This is a genomic window from Methylobacterium sp. Leaf99 (genome assembly GCF_001422375.1).
Lineage (GTDB): Bacteria > Pseudomonadota > Alphaproteobacteria > Rhizobiales > Beijerinckiaceae > Methylobacterium.
Genome location: NZ_LMMU01000001.1, coordinates 258,221 through 276,212, shown reverse-complemented (window position 1 = coordinate 276,212; position 17,992 = coordinate 258,221). Strand labels below are relative to the sequence as shown.

Sequence of the window (17,992 nt, the reverse complement as noted above, 5' to 3'; positions counted from 1 at the left end):
TCAACTCCCCGGTCCGTAGCCGGCGAGGAACACGCGCACGGCCTCCTCCACCCGGTAGGCGATCTCGCCCTCCGTCACCGCCCCGCCGGCGGCGAACAGAAGGCGGGTGAGGAGGCCGGCCTGGCATAGGTGCAGGAAGTGCTTGGCAGCGAGTTCCGGGTCCGCCGCCGTCAGGCGTCCGGCGGCCACCTGAGCACCGAAATAGGCGGCGAGACGCGCAACCCCCTGAACGGGGCCGGCCTCATAGAAGGCCTGCCCGAAGCGTGGGAATCTCTCCGTGGCCCCGATCACCATGCGGATCACCGCTACGTGGTCGGCGCGCGCCAGTTCGGCGAGATAGCTATGTCCGAGGCGGGTGAGCACGCCGGCGACATCCGGATCGTCCGCATCGAGGCGGAACAGCGCCTCGGCAAGCCCCTGGCGCTCGGCGACGGTGAGCGCCTCGAATAACGCCTCCTTGCTGTCGAAGTAGACGTACAACGTACCCTTTGACACGCCCGCCGTCCGGGCGATCTCGCCCATACTGGCGCCATCGAAGCCGGCGGCCAGGAATACGGAGCGTGCGCCCTCCAGGATTTGCCGGCGCTTGTCCGATTCCGGACCCGTCCGTAGGGGAACCGCGCTCGCATCGCTCGTCATCGTCACCCAACGCCGTCTTGACCGAACCGTTCGGTCACTCTACCTAGCGAAAATGCAGATGCGGTTCAATCCGCTTCAGCTATTGACCGAACGGTTCGGTCAAATTCCGATGCCGGAAACACGACGATGACGCTACGCGACGTGGGCGGACGGGACGAAGGTCGCGATGAAACGGATTCTGGTCCGTTCCCGGACGTTGCGTCGATGTCGGGACCCGTAGGGCCGCCGATGGCCGATTCCACGGCGCGCCCCGAGATCGCCCAGTCCCCGGACGGCGTGCAATCCACGGAAGGCGCGAAGCCAAAGCGGCGGATCGCACGCAAGCTCATCGTTGCACTCGTCGTCTCCGCACTCCTCGGCGGAGGCGGATACAAGGCCTACGCGTGGTGGACGGTCGGGCGGTTCTTCCTGTCCACCGACGATGCCTACATCCAGGCCGATATCTCGGTGCTCGCCGCCAAGGTGCCTGGCTACCTCGCCGTCGTCCCGGTGGTGAACGGGCAGGCGGTAAAGGCCGGAGATATCGTCGCACGCATTGACGATGGAGATTATCGTCTCGCCGAGGAAGCCGCCCACGACAAGCTCGTGACGCAGGAGGCGACCATCACCCGCATCTGGCGGCAGGTCGAGGCCGCTCAGGCCCAGCTCATCCAGAGTGCGACCCAGATCGACGCGGCTCGGGCCGATGCCGTTCGAGCGGCGGCAGATTACGCCCGCCAGCAGCAGCTCGAGAAGGTCGATTTCGTCGCGAAAGCCCGCATCGAGCAGGCCCGTGCCGACCGCGACCGCACCCAGGCCGCCGAGAAGGGCGCAGAGGCATCCCTCGTGGCGATGAAAGCTCAAGTCGAGGTCCTGCGTGCGCAGCGGACCGAGGCCGAGGGGTTGGCCGCCGAGTTGCGCACGGCCGAGCGCCGCGCTGCGCGCGACCTCGCTTTCACCATCCTGCACGCGCCCTTCGACGGGGTCATCGGCAACAAGGCGGTGGAGGCTGGTGCCTACGTGTCTCCGGGCTCGCGCATTGCGGCCCTGGTGCCGCTTCAGAGCGTGCGCATCGATGCCAACTTCAAGGAGACACAGGTCGAGCGGATGCACGCCGGCCAGCCCGTCCACGTCGCGGTGGATGCCTATCCGGACCGCGATATCGTCGGCTGGGTCGAATCCCTGTCGCCGGCCTCGGGCTCGGTGTTCAGCCTGCTGCCGCCGGACAACGCCACCGGCAACTTCACCAAGATCGTCCAGCGCCTGCCCGTTCGGGTGCGGGTGCCAGCGGACGTCGCCCAGGAGGGATTGCTGCGCCCGGGCCTCTCCGTCACCGTCCGGGTCGACACCCGCGCGGTGGCTACGACCGCTGCCCTGCGGCCGTAGGCGCCATGGCCGCCGCCGCCCAGGATTTCGCCCGACCCATCGCCGCCGGACCGCCCCTCGACCGCCGCCGCATGGTGGCGTTCGTTTGCATGGTGTTCGGGATGTTCATGGCGATCCTGGACATCCAGATCGTCTCGGCCTCGCTCGCCGAGATCCAGGCCGGCCTCTCCGCCTCGGGCGATGAAATTCCCTGGGTCCAGACGAGCTATCTCATCGCCGAGGTGATCGCGATTCCCTTGTCGGGCTTCCTGTCGCGGGTGCTCTCGACCCGGTGGATGTTCGTGATTTCGGCGGGCGGCTTCACGCTCATGAGCGTGATGTGCGCCACCTCCACCACCATCAATCAGATGATCGTCTGGCGCGCCCTGCAGGGCTTCATCGGCGGCGGCATGATCCCGACGGTGTTCGCCTCGGCCTTCACGATCTTCCCGCCCTCGAAGCGCTCCATCGTCTCGCCGATGATCGGCCTCGTCGCCACACTCGCCCCCACCATCGGCCCGACGGTGGGGGGCTACCTCACCGATCTGTTCGACTGGCACTGGCTGTTCCTCATCAATGTGGTGCCGGGCATCGTCGTCACGGTCTCGACCTATTGCCTGGTGGATTTCGACGAGCCCAACCTCGCCCTGTTCAAGCGTTTCGATTGGTTCGGCCTCGTGTTCATGGCGCTCATGCTCGGCTGCCTCGAATACGTCCTGGAGGAGGGGCCGAATCACGATTGGCTCGCCGACGAGGCTGTGCTCGCCTGCGCCGTGGTCTGCGCGATGGCCGGGCCTGCCTTTTTCTGGCGTGCCTTCACGGCGGCCGAGCCCATCGTCGATCTGCGCGCCTTCGCGGATCGCAACTTCACGGCGGGCTGCCTCTTCAGCTTCGTCCTCGGCATCGGCCTCTACGGCCTGACCTATTCTCTATCCGGTCTATCTCGGCCGGGTACGCGGCTACTCCGCCCTGCAGATCGGCGAGACCATGTTCATCTCCGGCCTCTGCATGTTCGCCACCGCCCCGATCGCCGGGCGGTTCCTCGGCAAGGTTGATCCACGCATCCCCATGGGCCTCGGCTTCGTCGGCTTCGCCGCCGGCACCTGGATCGTGACGGGGCTCACAAAAGACTGGGATTTCGGCGAACTGCTCGTACCCCAGATCCTGCGCGGCTGCTCCCTGATGCTGTGCATGATTCCCATCAACAACATTGCGCTGGGCACCCTGCCGCCGGCCCGGATGAAGAACGCTTCCGGCCTCTACAACCTCACGCGCAACCTCGGCGGGGCGGTGGGCCTCGCCCTCATCAACACCGTGCTGAACGACCGGTGGGACCTCCACCTCGCCCGCCTGCACGAGCGCTTCACCTGGACCAACACCGCCGTGCTGGAGCGCCTGGAAATGACGCGTCGACAGTTCGAAGGAATGGGCGGCAATGCCGATGCCATGGCCCTCAAGGCGATGATGAACACCGTTCGCATCCAGGGACTGGTGATGAGCTTTTCGGATGTGTTCCTCGTGCTGACCGGCCTGTTCCTCCTGATGGCCTGCGCCGTGCCCTTCATCCGCCGGCCGCGCGCCGCCATGGGCGGGGGCGGGGGGGCACTGACCCTGCGCCTCTCTTTACCGAGATCGCAGGAAAGCCGACTTTCCGTCTGGTCTTTGCCCCGGTGCGACGCCAGAACCAACGTGGTGCATTTGCGTTCGCCCGCTGCAGGTCCGATCTGCTATGGGCGGATCGGCGTGCCGCTGAGACGCCTCGGGGATCGACGATGGACTTTCTGAACGCGATGGGCGGGACGGCCGCCGGCTTCTTCGGCAACGTGATTCCGTTCCTCATCGTCCTCAGCGTCGTCGTCTTCGTCCACGAGATGGGACACTTCCTCGTCGGCCGCTGGTGCGGTGTCGGGGTCCACGCGTTCTCCCTCGGTTTCGGCCCGGAGCTGTTCGGCTTCAACGACCGCCACGGCACCCGCTGGAAGCTCTCGGCGGTGCCGCTCGGCGGCTACGTCAAATTCCATGGCGACGCCAACGGTGCCAGCGTACCGGACCCCGAGGCCGTCGCCCGGATGAGTCCGCAGGAACGCGCGACGAGCTTTCCGACCCAACCCCTGGCTAAGCGCGCCGCCATCGTCGCCGCCGGTCCCATCGCCAACTTCCTGCTGGCGATCGTGTTGTTCTCCGGGGCGATCTATTTCGGCGGCCGCTACGAGACACCGGCCCGCGTCGAGGCGGTGGTGGCCGGAAGTGCGGCCGAGCGCGCCGGCTTCCAGCCCGGAGACGTGATCCGGGCCATCGGCGGCTCGGCGGTGAACAGCTTCACCGACATGCAGCGCACGGTGTCCACGAGCGCCGGCTCCAGCCTCGCCATCACCGTCGAGCGCAACGGCGAGCGTCAGGTTCTGACCGCCGTACCGGACGGCATGGAGGAGCGTACCCCGTTCGGTCGCCACCGCTTCGGTCGCCTCGGCATCCAGGGCCCGAAGGGCAGCGAGGCCAAGCTCGTTCAGTACGGGCCGCTCCAGTCCGTGGGACTCGGCATCCACGAGACCTACTTCGTGGTGGATCGCACCATCGACTACATCGGAAAGCTCGTGACCGGCCGCGAATCGGCCGACCAGCTGTCCGGCCCCATCGGCATCGCCCGGGTCTCGGGCGAAGTCGCCAAGGTTGGGGGCGCCGGCGGCCTCATCGGCCTCATCGCCCTGCTCTCCGTCTCCATCGGTCTTCTCAACCTGTTTCCGGTACCGCTGCTCGATGGTGGCCATCTGCTGTTCTACGCGTTCGAGGCCGCGCGCGGCCGGCCCTTGAGCGAGCGGACCCAGGAGATCGGCTTTCGCATCGGCCTCGCCCTCGTGCTGTTTCTCATGCTCTTCGCCGCCTGGAACGACGTGCTCAACCTTGGTGCGTCCTGGGCTGCGCGGGGCACCTGATCGACCGCTCCGCATCGCCCTCCGGCATGGTCGGTATGGGGCCAAGTCGCTGGCCGCGCAGGCATCTCCGCCGCGCTGCCGAACCTCGTTGACGCTTCGTTCACCGTGTTCGGCAATCCGGTTTCGTCGTTAAGTGACCGGAAGGCCACGTGTCCCCAAAATCCCCTGTGAGCGGGTGCCCCCGGCGTTTGCTTCGACCGGGAAACTCGGTAGAAGCTGAGCTTGGGACCAGACGACGGGACGACCGGGCAAACCGGCGCCTGTCCGCGGGTGCGAACCCGTACTGATAATAAAAGAGACGGGCGATTACATGATGTCGATGACGGGGAAGCGCCGACGCAAGTCGGCGGAGCAGACCATCGTCCTAGTCGCCGCCACGGCCGCAGGGCTGGTGCTCGGCAGCGCGGCGCAGGCCGAGCAGATCGTCGTCCAGGGTAACAAGCGCGTCGATTCCGATACGATCCGGTCCTACGTGACCGGTACCGCCTCCGGTTCGCCCGAGGAGGCCCGCCGCAACCTGTTGGCGAGCGGCATGTTCTCCGACGTCAAGGTGTCGCGCAGCGGCGGCAGCACCGTCGTGAGCGTGCGCGAGAACAACATCATCAACCGCGTTGTGTTCGAGGGAAACAAGAAGATTGAGAAGGCCACCCTTGAGGGTGAGATCGAGGCCAAGGCGCGCGGTCCCTATAACCAGGGCATCGTCACCGCGGACATGCAGCGCATCCGCGAGATCTATCGCCGCTCCGGTCGCGGCAGCGCGAAGGTCAGCTTCCGCACCGTCGACCTGCCCAACGGCCGCTTGGACGTGATCTACGTCATCGAGGAAGGTGACAAGACCGGCATCAAGGCGATCAACATCAGCGGCAACAAAGAGTACTCCGAGTCGAAGATCAAGGAATTGATGTCTTCGTCGGAAATGAACTTTCTGTCGTTCATCAAGACCTCGGACGTCTACGATCCGGACCGGATCACCAATGATCTCGATCTCGTGCGGCGCTTCTACCTGAAGAACGGTTACGCCGACTTCCGCGTCGTGAAGGCCGATGCCCGCTACGTCGAGGCGGAGACCGATGCCGGCTGGGTCATCGACGTGATCGTCGAGGAAGGCCAGCAGTACAAGGTCGGTGCCGTCGCCATCGATTCGCGCCTTCCCGGTCTCGACACGCAGGGGCTCGACGGCGAAGTCCGGACCGCCGTCGGCGATGTCTACAATGCTGAGGATGTCGAGAAGACCCTCAACGGCGTCACGAATCAGGTCGCCCGCCAGGGCTACCCGTTCGCCCAGGTTCGTCCGACCGGCCAGCGTGATCCCGCCACCGGCACCGTGGCCCTCGGCTTCGTGGTCGAGGACGGCCCGCGCGTCTACGTCGAGCGCATCAACATCCGGGGCAACACCCGCACCCGCGACTACGTCATCCGCCGCGAGCTCGATATCACCGAGGGCGACGCCTACAACCGCGTCCTCACGGACCGCGCCGAGCGTCGCCTCAACGGCCTCGGCTTCTTCAAGAAGGTCCGCTTCTCCAATGAGCCCGGCTCGGCCGCCGACCGCGTGGTCATCAACATCGATGTCGAAGATCAGCCCACGGGCTCGTTCTCGGTCGCCGGTGGCTACTCGACCCAGGACGGCATCATCGGCGAAGTGTCGGTCTCCGAGTCCAACTTCCTCGGTCGCGGTCAGTACGTGCGCGTCGCCGGTACCGCTGGCCAGTACGCCCGCGGCGTCGACTTCTCGTTCACCGAGCCGTACTTCCTCGGCTACCGCCTGGCCGCCGGCTTCGACGCCTTCTACAAGTACAGCGACCAGACCCGCTACTCGCGCTACGAGACCACCGTGTACGGCGGTCAGCTTCGCGTCGGCCTGCCGATCACGGAAGAGTTCGGCATTACCCTGCGCTACTCGCTCTACAACACCGAGCTGCGCGTCCCGAACACCATCCGCCGGCCGTACAACGACTGCTCGAACCCGATCCCTGGCTACACGGCGGTCTATCCGAACAACACGTTCACGGCCAACGGGCAGAACGTGGCGGGTCTCGCGGCCTACCCGAACTGCGCCTTCGACGGTGAGGCCTCCATCGCCCTCAAGGGCTCGCAGGGCAACACGCTCACGTCGCTTGCCGGCCTGACGCTCGCCTACTCGACCCTCGACAACATCGGTCTGCCCCGCAACGGCCTCTATGCCGAGCTGAAGCCCGACATCGCTGGTCTCGGCGGCGACTCGAAGTTCTTCCGCGTGACCGGAGACGCCCGGTACTACAAGGAACTCTACGAGGACGTGGTCGGCTTCGTCCGGCTCCAGGGCGGTCACATCTCGGCGCTCAACGACGAGCCCCTGCGCATCACCGACCAGTTCTTCCTCGGCCCGTCGCTGGTCCGTGGTTTCGCTCCCAACGGCATCGGTCCGCGCGACGTCGGCATCGCCGATAGCCGCTCCAACGCCATCGGCGGCAGCACCTATGTCGGCGGCACGGTGGAGGTCCAGTTCCCGATCTGGGGTATCCCGCGGGATCTCGGCCTGAAGGGCGCGGTGTTCGCCGATGCCGGTACGCTGTTCGGCTACAACGGCCGCACGCAGTTCAACGTCAATGGCGACGCCTTCATCAACGGCATCGCCCCCGGCGGCGTCTGCAACTTCAACTCGGCCACCATCGGCGTCGAACCCGAGTGCGTGAACGTCCACGACAAGGCGGTCATCCGGTCGTCCATCGGTGCCTCCATTCTGTGGAACTCGCCCCTCGGTCCGATCCGCTTCGACTACGCCTACGCCCTCACCAAGGACGAAGGCGTGAAGGTGCCGGGCACCAACTTCCGGATCGGCAAGGATCAGCTCCAGGCCTTCCGGTTCTCCGGCGGCTCGCGCTTCTGATCTGAGAAAGGCGCCGCCCTTTTCGAGGGGCGGCGCGTTGCCGGTCATGGATCCGATTTTCTTCTCTGCCAACACCACCCTCAGCCTCGGCGACATCGCCGAGGCTGCCGGCGTTTCACTGCCGTCCGGCATCGACTCGACGACGATACTCACCGGGGCGGCCTCTCTCGAGACCGCCGCCGCTAGCGACGTCGCCTACATGGACAACGCCCGTTACGGCGATGCCCTGGCCCGGACACGGGCCGGCGCTTGCCTCGTCGCGCCGCGCTTCGCCGCCCGCGTGCCGGCCGGCACCGTGGCCTTGGTCCTCCGCGACCCCTATCGCGTTTACGCCGGCCTCCTCGCCCGCTTGCATCCGGATGCCATGCGGCCGGGCTCGCTCTTTGCCTCCACGGGCATCGCGCCCGGCTCCCACGTCCATCCCGAAGCCCGCCTCGAGTCCGGTGTGCGCATCGATCCCGGTGCGGTGATCGGCCCCGGTGCCGAAATCGGCTCCGGCACCGTGATCGGTCCCGGCGCCGTCCTCGGCCCGAATGTCCGGGTCGGTCGCGACTGCTCCATCGGCGCTGGTGCCACCTTGACCCATGCGCTGCTCGGCAACCGCGTCATCGTCCATCCCGGTGCGCGCCTCGGCCAGGACGGTTTCGGCTTCGCCATGGGGCCCGGCGGGCACCTGAAGGTGCCGCAGATCGGCCGGGTCATCGTGCAGGACGATGTCGAGATCGGCGCCAACACCACCATCGATCGCGGGGCCAGCCGGGACACGGTGATCGGGGAGGGGACGAAGATCGACAACCTCGTTCAGATCGCCCACAACGTCGTCATCGGACGTCACTGCGTCATCGTCTCGGGCGTCGGCATATCCGGATCGACCACCCTGGAGGATTACGTTGTCCTCGGTGGGCAGGTCGGCGTCGTCGGGCACCTGCGCATCGGCATGGGGGCGCAGATCGCGGGCTCGTCCAACGTCAACCGTGACGTGCCGCCCGGCTCCCGCTGGGGCGGTACCCCGGCCAAGCCCGTCCGCGCTTGGTTCCGCGAATTGACGACCCTGGCTCGCCTTGCCGAACGCTCGGCCCGCGATGGTGACGAACCGAAGGCCTGACACCGTCTGTTGTGCATGGACGGAATGCCCGTCTCAGGCAACCCGCACCGCACTTGAGCAAAATCGAGATCCGTACGGACCTGTCGAGCGCGCGATCAGCCGGTTTTGCGCAAGCGCAGATAGTCAGGCTGGAAATCCGCCATGGCCTGGAACGCGGGCCGATTCAGGATCGTCAACGATCGACCCGACAGGGTGATCAGCCCCTGACGACGAAGCTCCTGCAGGGTTCGGTTGACGTGCACGCTCGACAATCCGACGGTGTCGGCGAGATCGTATTGCGTGATCGGCATGTCGAATCGGTCCGCGTCCGCCAGGCCGACGGCGCGCAGGCGCAGTTCGAGTTCACAAAACAGGTGCGCGATCCGCTCCAGGGCCGGACGCCCGCCGATGTTGACGAGCCATTCGCGCACGGTGGCCTCGTCCACCTGGGCCGCCACGCGCAGTCCCTCGGCAATGGCCGGAAAATCTCGGGTCACGGATGCGACCGAGGCTCGTGCCAGGCGCGCGACGCATACGGGCGTCAGCGCCATCATCTCGTGGCCCAGCCGAGTGTGCTGGGGCGAATCGAGATCGTAGCTGTCGCCCGGCACGAGATAGGCGATGATCTGCCGGCGACCGCCCGTCAGAGTGCGGTAATGGCAGGCGAAGCCTTCCATCAGGATGAGCCGACCACCCTGTGTGTCGTGCCGCGGAATTAGATCCGCCCGAGTGGGATGATTGTCGTGCCGTACGGTGACCCGCTCGAGCTGATCTCCCGCCGAGGCCGAGAGCGAAACGAGGCTTTCGAGTTTGCGCCGAAATCGGTTCGGCGCCCGGATCGTCACGGCCCGTGCCGGAGCACCGCCATCGGCAGGCCCGGACTCTATCGGATCGATGAGCTGCCCTGTCGGGCCGACCTTGTCTCCGGCGATTCGTGGGCCCCTGCCATCCGCAGGCATCGGGCCGAGATGCCGACGGGATCGCAATTGGGAAACTCCGTACCGGGGAATCAAGGCGACGATGGCCGAACGGGGAACCGAGATCCCGGTCGCAACCGATCAAGAGGTACCGCCCAACGACCGACTGTACGATTGCGCACCGAAGTCGGGCTCGGTCAACTCGGCCAACCCACGGCCTGGCTCAAATTCTCGCTACCGGCTCCAGATTCAACGCGCATGACTTTCGGCGGCTGGGCTTGCATCCGGCGGTGTTTCTGCGGAAAGACTTCGTTTCCACCAGGATGGCGGGCAAGAGAACGAGCGGGGCGGAGCACCGAGTGCGCCGCCGCGCGCCAGGGAGATGATCCGATCGATGAACGAGATGCCGCGTGAGCTCGGCTCGGCCGATATCCAGAAGGTCCTGGAACTCCTGCCGCACCGCTATCCCTTCCTGATGATCGACCGGATCGTCGATATCGACGGTGACCGGTCCTGCGTCGGCATCAAGAACGTCACGATCAACGAGCCGCAATTCACCGGGCACTTCCCCGGTTTGCCGGTGTTCCCCGGCGTGCTCCTCATCGAAGGCATGGCCCAGACCGCCGGCGCCATCTGCTGCCAGCACATCATGACCGAGAACCTGCGCGCCAAGCAGGTGTTCTTCATGACCATCGACAAGTGCAAGTTCCGCAAGCCCGTCGTGCCCGGCGACACCGTGCGCTACCACATGACCAAGATGAACCAGCGCCGCACCATGTGGTGGTTCCAGGGCCAGGCTCGGGTCGGCGACACCCTCGTGGCGGAAGCCGAGATCGGCGCCATGCTGGTGACGGAATGACCGGGGCGGCAGGCATCCATCCGAGCGCGGTTGTCGAGGACGGCGCGACCCTCGGCGCCGACGTGCGGATCGGCCCGTTCTGCCATGTCGGCCCGGACGTCGCCCTCGGCGACGGCTGTGAGCTCGTGAGCCATGTGGTCGTGGCCGGGCATACCACCATCGGTCCCCGCACGCGCCTCTATCCCTTTGCCTCCATCGGTCACCCGCCGCAGGATCTGAAATTCCGCGGCGAGACGTCGACGCTCACCATTGGGGCCGATTGCCTCATCCGCGAGGGCGTCACCATGAATCCCGGCACCGCCGGCGGCGGTCTCGAGACCACGGTCGGCGACACCTGCACCTTCCTCGCCAATTCCCATGTTGGGCACGATTGCCGGGTGGGGAACGGCGTCGTGTTCTCCAACAACGTGATGCTCGCCGGCCACTGCAATGTCGGTGACTTCGCCATCCTCGGCGGCGGTGCCGCGGTGATCCAGTTTGCCCGTGTCGGGGCGCACGCCTTCGTCGGCGGCATGTCGGCCCTGGAGAACGACTGCATTCCCTTCGGCATGGCGCTGGGCAACCGGGCTTACCTGTCGGGTCTCAACATCATCGGCCTGCAGCGCCGGGGTTTCGCCCGCGAGGACATCCATGCCCTGCGCCGGGCGTACCGCCTGCTGTTCGCTCCCGAGGGCACCCTGATGGAACGGGTCGAGGACGTGGCGGCGGAGTTCGACGCCCATCGCGGCGTCGCCGAGATCGTCGCGTTCATCCGGGCCGGCGGCAAGCGCTCGATCTGCACCCCGCGCGAGACTCCGGGTACGCCTTGAGAGCGCAGCCGGCGCCCCTCGTCCTCGTCGCCGGGGCGGGACGTCTGCCCGAACTGGTGGCCGAGTCCCTCGATCGGGCCGGACGCCCGTTCCGCATCCTCGCTATCAGGGGCTTCGCCGAGCGGACCATGCGGGCTCGGGCCGAGGCGTGCGTGGACCTCCTCGACATCGCCGGCGTGCTCGCCATCCTCAAGGCGTGGGGACCCGTCAGCGTGGTGCCGGCCGGCGGTGTCGCGCGACCGAACCCCGCCGCCATCCTCAACGCCGCCGCTGCCTTGCGCAACCGCGATGCGCTCAAGGCCATCGCCGGGGGCGGTGACGACCGCCTGCTGCGCGGGGCCCTGGCCCTTCTGGAGGAGAACGGCCACGCCGTCGTCGGCGTCCACGAGGTTGCGCCCGATCTGCTCAGCCCCGAAGGTGTGATGGGTCGTCATGCACCGGATGCCGCCGCCCTGGCCTCCATCGGCACGGGCCGCGCGCTTCTTGGCGCCCTGGCGCCCTACGATGTCGGGCAGGCGGCCGTGGTGGCGGCTCAGCGGGCCCTGACCGTCGAGGGCCCCGAGGGGACGGATCGGATGCTCGCCCGGGCGCGGGCCCTGGGGCGCAAGCCCTTCGGTTTCGGGGCGAGCCAGCCCGGCACCGTCCTCGTCAAGGTCGCCAAGACGGGGCAGGATCTGCGCGTCGATCTGCCGGCCGTCGGTCCGCGCACGGTCGCGGCCGCTGCAGCCGCCGGCTGCGCTGGCCTTGCCATCCAGGCCGGGTTCACCCTGATCATCGACCGGCCGGCTACGGTCGCCGCGGCCGACAGGGCCGGTCTCTTCCTGATCGGATTGAGGATCGACGCATGAGCGGCGGATCTGTCCCGAAGACGATTTGGTTGGTGGCGGGCGAGGATTCCGGCGATCAGCTCGGGGCCAAGCTCATGCCCGCCCTCGTCGCCCTGTCCGAGCGGCCGATCCGGTTCGGTGGTGTCGGCGGCGAGGCGATGATTGCCCAAGGCTTCCAATCACTGTTTCCCATCGACGATGTCGCCGTCATGGGTTACCTGCCCGTGGCCGCCCGCCTGCGTACCCTGCTGCGCCGAATCCGTCAGACCGTGCGCGACGTGGTCGAGGCCCGGCCCGACGTTCTCGTCATCATCGACAGCCCTGGCTTCACCCATGCGGTAGCCTCGCGCGTGCGCAAGCGGATGCCGGATCTGCCCATCGTCGATTACGTGTCGCCGAGCGTCTGGGCCTGGCGCCCCTGGCGCGCGGCGAAGATGCGGCCGTTCATCGACCACGTCCTCGCCCTGCTGCCGTTCGAGCCGGAGGCGCATCGTCGCCTCGGCGGGCCGGCCTGCACCTATGTCGGTCATCCGCTCATCGAGCGCCTGTCGGATCTGCGCCCCGATGCCCGGGAGGCGCAGGCGCGCGCGGGGTCGCCGCCGACCCTGGTGATCCTGCCGGGCTCGCGCCGCTCGGAGATCGAGCGACTCATGCCGGTCTTCGGCGCCACCCTGGCACGACTGAGCGCGCGGCTCGGGCCGATCGAGGCGGTGCTGCCCGCCGTGACCCGCCACCGCGCCCTCATCGAGCGCCTCGCGCTGGCCTGGGACGTCCCGGTGCGCCTCGTCCACGGCGAGGCGGCAAAGCATGCAGCCTTCCGGCGCGCCCGCGCGGCGCTCGCCGCCTCCGGCACCGTCACCCTGGAACTGGCGCTGGCCGGTGTGCCCATGGTGGTCGCCTACAAAGTCTCGCGGATCGAGGAAGCCGTGGCCCGACGCCTGATCCAGGTGCCCACCATCGTGCTGCCGAACCTGATCCTCGACCGCAACGCCATGCCGGAATTCATCCAGGCGGAGTGCACCGCCGCGCGCCTCACCGACGCCCTGGCGCCCCTGCTGACGGGCGGACCGGTACGCGACGCTCAGGTGGATGCCCTGTCACGGATCGATGGGTTGATGCGACTTCCCGGCGACGACGAGCCGAGCCGGAGCGCCGCGCGGATCGTACTCGCGGCCCAGCGGGCGGCCTGATCGACGGAACGCAAGGCGTGCGTTAGCTTTCCGGCAGGCCAACCCGGATGCGGTCCAGACACCGTGAGACGCACCCTCAAATTCCTCCACACGATGGGAGCCATTGGGCTCATGGGGGCGATGGCGTGCCTTGTCGTCATGCTGAGCTTCACGCCTCCGCCGGCCGTCCTGGCGGGATATGCCTTGATGCGCGGTGCCATGGGGGCCGTGGCGTCGTGGATCTTTCTGCCCTCCCTCGCCCTGACGCTGCTGGCGGGCCTCCTGGCCCTCGCCCAGCGCGCGTTTCATAACGCGGGTTGGGCCTGGGTGAAGCTTGCCACCGGCGTTCTGATGTTCGAGGGCGGATTGGTCTACGTCCAGGGGCCGATGCGGCAGGAGGCCGACCTCAGTGCCGCCGCGCTGGCCGGGCACGGCGATCCGGCGTTGCTCGGCCAGGCCCTTGAGGGCGAGGGCGGGACCCTCTGGCTGCTTCTCGCGGTCGCGACAGTCAACGTCGTCCTCGGCATCTGGCGCCCGCGCCTCATCCGGCCGCCGGCACGTGCGGCGGGGCCCTAGGCGTCAGCGGAGATCCAGATCTCGAAGCGTCCGAACGACCGTATCCCGTGCGGGTCCTGTCAGGGGTAGGACCGGACGCGGCGGCTGGGTGCTGCAAAGGCCGAGTTCATGAGCGCAGGCATACACCACGCGCAGACTGGAGAATTCCTTGAACAGGCCCCAGAGCGGCTGCAGCCGGGCGTCCAACGCCCGCGCCGCATCGGTATCTCCGTCGCGAACGGCCCGGACGATGGCCATGGCGGTCCGGGGAAACAATCCGCCCATGACGCTGTACCAAACGTCACCGCCGGCGAGCAGCGCCTCGACGGCATTCCAGTCTCCGCTGGATCCGATCGAAAAGCCGTCGGGCCCCGCCTCGCGCAGTCCGGTCAGTTGAGCGATGACCTCCCGGCGCCCGGGGGCTGGGCATTTGACCGCAACGATTCCGGGTTCACGGCTGAGGCGACCGACGAGCGCGGGCGTGAAGGTGAAATGGGTGGTGCCCGGATTGTTGTAGATGCAGAGCGGCAGTCCGCTTTCCCGCGCGACGGTCACGAAGTGCTCGAACACCTCGTCCTCCGTCAGCGGCGTATAGGAGACCGGGGCCAGCAAGCCCGCCGCCGCGCCCAGGGCCCGGGCGTCCCGCGCCAGCGCCACGGCCTCGTCGGAGCGCAGGGCTCCGACGCCAACGAGGATCGGCATCCGTCCGGCCACCGCGTCGACGGCCGTTTCCAGGGCGCGCCGCCGCTCGGAACGGGACAGGTACGGATAGGAACCGGTGCTGCCGAGAAGACCGATCGAATCGACCCCCGCCTCACACAGGGGGGCGAGGAGTCGGCGCAGGCCGCCGACATCGACGCGCCCATCGGTATCGGACGGTGTGATCGGAAAGGCCGCGAGCCCGTTAGGAAGGATCATTGGGCACTCCATGTGGGGTGGTAGAAGCGCCGACGATCGTGGCGGGACGTCGTGTCGTCCCGCTCCTGTCTCAAAAACCCCGCCCGATTATTCGGACGGGGTTTCCCATCGTCAGCCGCGCTGGTCGATGGGGACGTATTCGCGCTTCTCCGGGCCGATATAGAGCTGGCGCGGCCGGCCGATCTTCTGCGACGGGTCCTCGATCATCTCGGCCCACTGGGCGATCCAGCCCGTGGTGCGGGCGAGCGCGAACAACACCGTGAACATCGAGGTCGGGAAGCCCATGGCCTTGAGGGTGATTCCTGAGTAGAAATCGATGTTCGGATAGAGCTTCTTCTCGATGAAGTACTCGTCCTCCAGGGCGATCTTCTCGAGCTGAACCGCGACTTCCAGCAGCGGATCATCCTTGATCCCGAGTTGGCCGAGTACCTCGTGGGTGGTCTTCTGCATGATGCGCGCGCGCGGATCGTAGTTCTTGTACACGCGGTGACCGAAACCCATGAGGCGGAACGGGTCGTTCTTGTCCTTGGCCTTGGCGACGTACTTGGCGACGTTCTCCGGGTGGCCGATCTCTTCGAGCATCTTCAGGGCCGCCTCGTTGGCGCCGCCATGGGCCGGTCCCCACAGGCAGGCGATGCCGGCGGCGACGCAGGCGAACGGATTGGCACCCGACGAGCCGGCGAGACGCACGGTGGAGGTCGAGGCGTTCTGCTCGTGATCGGCGTGAAGGATGAAGATCCGGTCCAGTGCCCGGGCAAAGATTGGATTGACCTTAAAGTCTTCGCACGGAACCGCGAAACACATCCGTAGGAAATTTGACGTATAGTCGAGATCATTCTTCGGGTACACGAATGGTTGGCCGATAGAATACTTATAGGCCATCGCTGCCAGCGTCGGCATTTTGGCGATCATCCGCAAGCTTGCGATCATCCGCTGCTTGTCGTCCGAGATGTCCGTCGAGTCGTGATAGAATGCCGACAGGGCGCCGACGCAGGCGACCATGATCGCCATGGGATGGGCATCGCGGCGGAACCCCTGGAAGAAGCGGTTCATCTGGTCGTGCACCATGGTGTGGCGCGTGACCCGATAATCGAAATCGGCCTTCTGAGCCGGCGTCGGCAACTCGCCGAACAGCATGAGGTAGCAGGTCTCGAGGAAGTCGCCGCTCTCGGCGATCTGCTCGATGGGGTAGCCGCGATAAAGCAGCACGCCGGCATCGCCGTCGATATAGGTGATCTTCGATTCGCACGAGGCCGTGGAGGTGAAGCCCGGGTCGAAGGTGAACTTGCCGGTCTTGGCGTAGAGCTTGCCGATATCGATGACGTCGGGGCCGATGGTGCCGGTCTTGATCGGCAGTTCGACCTGCGCGTCGCCCACGGTGATGGTGCTGGTGGCGCTCATGGAGACGTGGACCCTTTCGTGGCAGCGGGGCGGCGCCGGCCCGCGTGGCGATGGTTCGCCCACCCGGCTCCGGGGCGCAAGGGCAACGCATGTTGCACTTGCTCACACGAGCATCGGGTTAGCGGATCAGTCGACCGCCTTCAACTGAGCGCCCGCCTCACGAACGCCGGGATGCGAGAACCGGGCCGGATTGTCATTCGGCCCGTCGGTTCCTCGTCGGCGAAAGCGGCCCCGTTCGCGTCAGGCGGCGGATGCCTGATCGCGCAGGCGGCCGAGGCATTCCGCTCGGCCGAGCACGGCCATTACATCGAAGACCGGCGGGGAGGTCGCCCGCCCCGTGAGCGCCGCCCGAAGGGGCTGGGCGATCTGGCCGAGCTTGATCGCTGCCGATTCGGCGAAAGCGCGTACCGCCCCTTCCGTCGCCGCCACAGTCCACTCGGGAAGTGCCTCGAGGGCTGGCAGGATCGCGGCGAGGCGTTCCCGCGCTTCGGAGCCGAGCAGCCCCGTGGCCTTCTCGTCGAGGGTCAGCGGCCGGGCGGCCGTGAGATAGTAGGCACTGTCTAGGAGATCGACGAGGGTCTTGGCGCGCTCCTTCAGGCCCGGCATCGCCGTCGTCAGTTTTTCGCGCAGCTCCGGCGCCATGGGTGTCGCGATGCCGCGTGACGGCCCGAGGGCCGGTAGAACGCCATCGATGGCGGTGACGAGATCGGCATCGTCCGCCCCCCGGATATAGAGGCCGTTGAGGTTCTCGAGCTTGGCGAAGTCGAAACGAGCCGGCGAACGCCCGATGGACGCGAGGTCGAAGGCCGCCACCATCTCGTCGGTGGAGAACACCTCCTGGTCACCGTGACTCCAGCCGAGGCGCACGAGGTAGTTGCGGAGCGCCGCCGGCAGGTAGCCGAGGTCGCGATAGGCATCGACGCCGAGCGCCCCGTGGCGCTTCGATAGCTTGGCCCCGTCCGCTCCATGGATGAGCGGGATGTGTGCCATGGCCGGCGCTTCCCATCCGAGGGCATCGGAGATCTGGCGCTGGCGCGCCGCGTTGGTGAGATGGTCGTCGCCCCGAATCACCTGGGTCACGCCCATGTCGTGGTCGTCCACCACCACGGCGAGCATGTAGGTCGGATTGCCGTCCGAGCGCAGGAGTACGAGGTCGTCGAGATCCTTGTTCTGCCAGACGACCCGGCCCTGAACACCGTCCTCCACCACGGTCTCGCCCTCGACGGGCGCGCGCAAGCGGATCACCGGCTTCACCCCAGCGGGTGCCTCGGAGGGATCACGGTCGCGCCAGCGGCCATCGTAGCGCAGCGGCCGGCCTTCAGCGCGGGCCGCCTCGCGCATGGCGGTGAGTTCCTCCGGCGTCGCGTAGCAGCGATAGGCATGGCCGGAGGCGAGCAAGCTTTCGGCCGCCTCCCGATGCCGGTCGGCCCGGGCATACTGATAGATGACGTCGCCGTCCCAATCGAGGCCGAGCCAGCGCATCCCGTCCAGGATCGCGTCGATGGCCCCCTGCGTCGAACGTTCGCGATCCGTGTCCTCTATGCGCAGGAGCATCCGGCCGCCGAAGCGGCGGGCATAGAGCCAGTTGAACAGGGCGGTGCGAGCGCCGCCGATGTGGAGATAGCCCGTGGGGGAGGGCGCGAAGCGCGTGACGACGGCTGACGACAT

Annotated in this window: 14 protein-coding genes and 1 pseudogene; 10 read left to right on the top strand and 5 right to left on the bottom strand. The window is 67.2% G+C overall.

Going from position 1 to position 17,992, the window contains the following annotated elements:
• Window positions 1-639: a TetR/AcrR family transcriptional regulator gene (locus tag ASF28_RS01275; RefSeq protein WP_056086592.1), complete on the bottom strand. Its 639-nt coding sequence runs from the start codon at window positions 637-639 to the stop codon at window positions 1-3.
• Window positions 640-765: 126 nt separating this feature from the next.
• Between ASF28_RS01275 and ASF28_RS01270 the strand changes: the two genes are divergently transcribed.
• The 5 genes and pseudogenes from ASF28_RS01270 to lpxD all read left to right on the top strand — a co-directional run bounded on the left by ASF28_RS01270 (window position 766) and on the right by lpxD (window position 8,890).
• Window positions 766-2,004 carry an HlyD family secretion protein gene (locus tag ASF28_RS01270; RefSeq protein WP_056086589.1) on the top strand — a complete coding sequence of 413 codons (1,239 nt, stop codon included), beginning with the start codon at window positions 766-768 and terminating at the stop codon, window positions 2,002-2,004.
• Window positions 2,005-2,009: 5 nt separating this feature from the next.
• Window positions 2,010-3,585: pseudogene (locus tag ASF28_RS01265) on the top strand (DHA2 family efflux MFS transporter permease subunit); the annotation flags it as partial.
• A 170-nt stretch (window positions 3,586-3,755) separates the two neighbouring features.
• Complete coding sequence (gene rseP / locus ASF28_RS01260; protein ID WP_056086587.1) at window positions 3,756-4,916, top strand: RIP metalloprotease RseP; 1,161 nt, start codon at window positions 3,756-3,758, stop codon at window positions 4,914-4,916.
• A gap of 310 nt (window positions 4,917-5,226) precedes the next feature.
• Window positions 5,227-7,785 carry an outer membrane protein assembly factor BamA gene (gene bamA, locus ASF28_RS01255; RefSeq protein WP_056086584.1) on the top strand — a complete coding sequence of 853 codons (2,559 nt, stop codon included), beginning with the start codon at window positions 5,227-5,229 and terminating at the stop codon, window positions 7,783-7,785.
• 46 nt (window positions 7,786-7,831) lie between these two features.
• Window positions 7,832-8,890 carry a UDP-3-O-(3-hydroxymyristoyl)glucosamine N-acyltransferase gene (lpxD, locus tag ASF28_RS01250; protein ID WP_056086581.1) on the top strand — a complete coding sequence of 353 codons (1,059 nt, stop codon included), beginning with the start codon at window positions 7,832-7,834 and terminating at the stop codon, window positions 8,888-8,890.
• Between the two features lie 95 nt (window positions 8,891-8,985).
• Here the strand turns inward: lpxD and ASF28_RS01245 are convergent, their stop codons facing one another.
• Entirely contained in the window at window positions 8,986-9,714 is a 729-nt protein-coding gene (locus ASF28_RS01245; protein WP_162239968.1) for a Crp/Fnr family transcriptional regulator, read from the bottom strand.
• A gap of 475 nt (window positions 9,715-10,189) precedes the next feature.
• Here ASF28_RS01245 and fabZ point away from each other — a divergent pair, with 475 nt between their 5' ends.
• From fabZ to ASF28_RS01220, 5 genes are all read left to right on the top strand, one after another.
• The gene (fabZ, locus tag ASF28_RS01240; RefSeq protein ID WP_370692867.1) at window positions 10,190-10,645 is read left to right on the top strand and encodes a 3-hydroxyacyl-ACP dehydratase FabZ; all 456 of its coding nucleotides are present in this window, start codon (window positions 10,190-10,192) and stop codon (window positions 10,643-10,645) included.
• Window positions 10,642-11,454: an acyl-ACP--UDP-N-acetylglucosamine O-acyltransferase gene (lpxA, locus tag ASF28_RS01235; protein ID WP_056086572.1), complete on the top strand. Its 813-nt coding sequence runs from the start codon at window positions 10,642-10,644 to the stop codon at window positions 11,452-11,454. Before fabZ ends, lpxA begins: the two co-directional genes overlap by 4 nt.
• Window positions 11,451-12,302: an LpxI family protein gene (locus ASF28_RS01230; RefSeq protein ID WP_056086570.1), complete on the top strand. Its 852-nt coding sequence runs from the start codon at window positions 11,451-11,453 to the stop codon at window positions 12,300-12,302. The genes lpxA and ASF28_RS01230 overlap by 4 nt, the downstream gene beginning before the upstream one ends.
• Window positions 12,299-13,471, top strand: coding sequence for a lipid-A-disaccharide synthase (gene lpxB, locus ASF28_RS01225; protein ID WP_056086568.1), 1,173 nt, complete (start codon window positions 12,299-12,301; stop codon window positions 13,469-13,471). Before ASF28_RS01230 ends, lpxB begins: the two co-directional genes overlap by 4 nt.
• Before the next feature lie 63 nt (window positions 13,472-13,534).
• Window positions 13,535-14,026, top strand: coding sequence for a hypothetical protein (locus ASF28_RS01220; RefSeq protein WP_056086565.1), 492 nt, complete (start codon window positions 13,535-13,537; stop codon window positions 14,024-14,026).
• Window positions 14,027-14,029: 3 nt separating this feature from the next.
• Here the strand turns inward: ASF28_RS01220 and ASF28_RS01215 are convergent, their stop codons facing one another.
• The 3 genes from ASF28_RS01215 to gltX form a co-directional block, all read right to left on the bottom strand.
• Window positions 14,030-14,923: a dihydrodipicolinate synthase family protein gene (locus tag ASF28_RS01215; protein WP_056086562.1), complete on the bottom strand. Its 894-nt coding sequence runs from the start codon at window positions 14,921-14,923 to the stop codon at window positions 14,030-14,032.
• A gap of 111 nt (window positions 14,924-15,034) precedes the next feature.
• A complete protein-coding gene (gene gltA, locus ASF28_RS01210; protein ID WP_056086558.1) occupies window positions 15,035-16,324 on the bottom strand; it encodes a citrate synthase in 1,290 nt (429 codons plus the stop codon).
• Window positions 16,325-16,564: 240 nt separating this feature from the next.
• Entirely contained in the window at window positions 16,565-17,992 is a 1,428-nt protein-coding gene (gltX, locus tag ASF28_RS01205) for a glutamate--tRNA ligase (RefSeq protein ID WP_056086555.1), read from the bottom strand.

Excerpts from the sequence above, each read along its gene's own strand:
- gltA (WP_056086558.1), bottom strand. The coding sequence starts at position 16,324 with ATGAGCGCCACCAGCACCATCACCGTGGGCGACGCGCAGGTCGAACTG.
- lpxD (WP_056086581.1), top strand. The coding sequence starts at position 7,832 with ATGGATCCGATTTTCTTCTCTGCCAACACCACCCTCAGCCTCGGCGAC.
- lpxA (WP_056086572.1), top strand. The coding sequence starts at position 10,642 with ATGACCGGGGCGGCAGGCATCCATCCGAGCGCGGTTGTCGAGGACGGC.
- ASF28_RS01215 (WP_056086562.1), bottom strand. The coding sequence starts at position 14,923 with ATGATCCTTCCTAACGGGCTCGCGGCCTTTCCGATCACACCGTCCGAT.
- ASF28_RS01270 (WP_056086589.1), top strand. The coding sequence starts at position 766 with ATGACGCTACGCGACGTGGGCGGACGGGACGAAGGTCGCGATGAAACG.
- gltX (WP_056086555.1), bottom strand. The coding sequence starts at position 17,992 with ATGTCGTCAGCCGTCGTCACGCGCTTCGCGCCCTCCCCCACGGGCTAT.
- bamA (WP_056086584.1), top strand. The coding sequence starts at position 5,227 with ATGATGTCGATGACGGGGAAGCGCCGACGCAAGTCGGCGGAGCAGACC.
- fabZ (WP_370692867.1), top strand. The coding sequence starts at position 10,190 with ATGCCGCGTGAGCTCGGCTCGGCCGATATCCAGAAGGTCCTGGAACTC.
- lpxB (WP_056086568.1), top strand. The coding sequence starts at position 12,299 with ATGAGCGGCGGATCTGTCCCGAAGACGATTTGGTTGGTGGCGGGCGAG.
- ASF28_RS01275 (WP_056086592.1), bottom strand. The coding sequence starts at position 639 with ATGACGAGCGATGCGAGCGCGGTTCCCCTACGGACGGGTCCGGAATCG.
- rseP (WP_056086587.1), top strand. The coding sequence starts at position 3,756 with ATGGACTTTCTGAACGCGATGGGCGGGACGGCCGCCGGCTTCTTCGGC.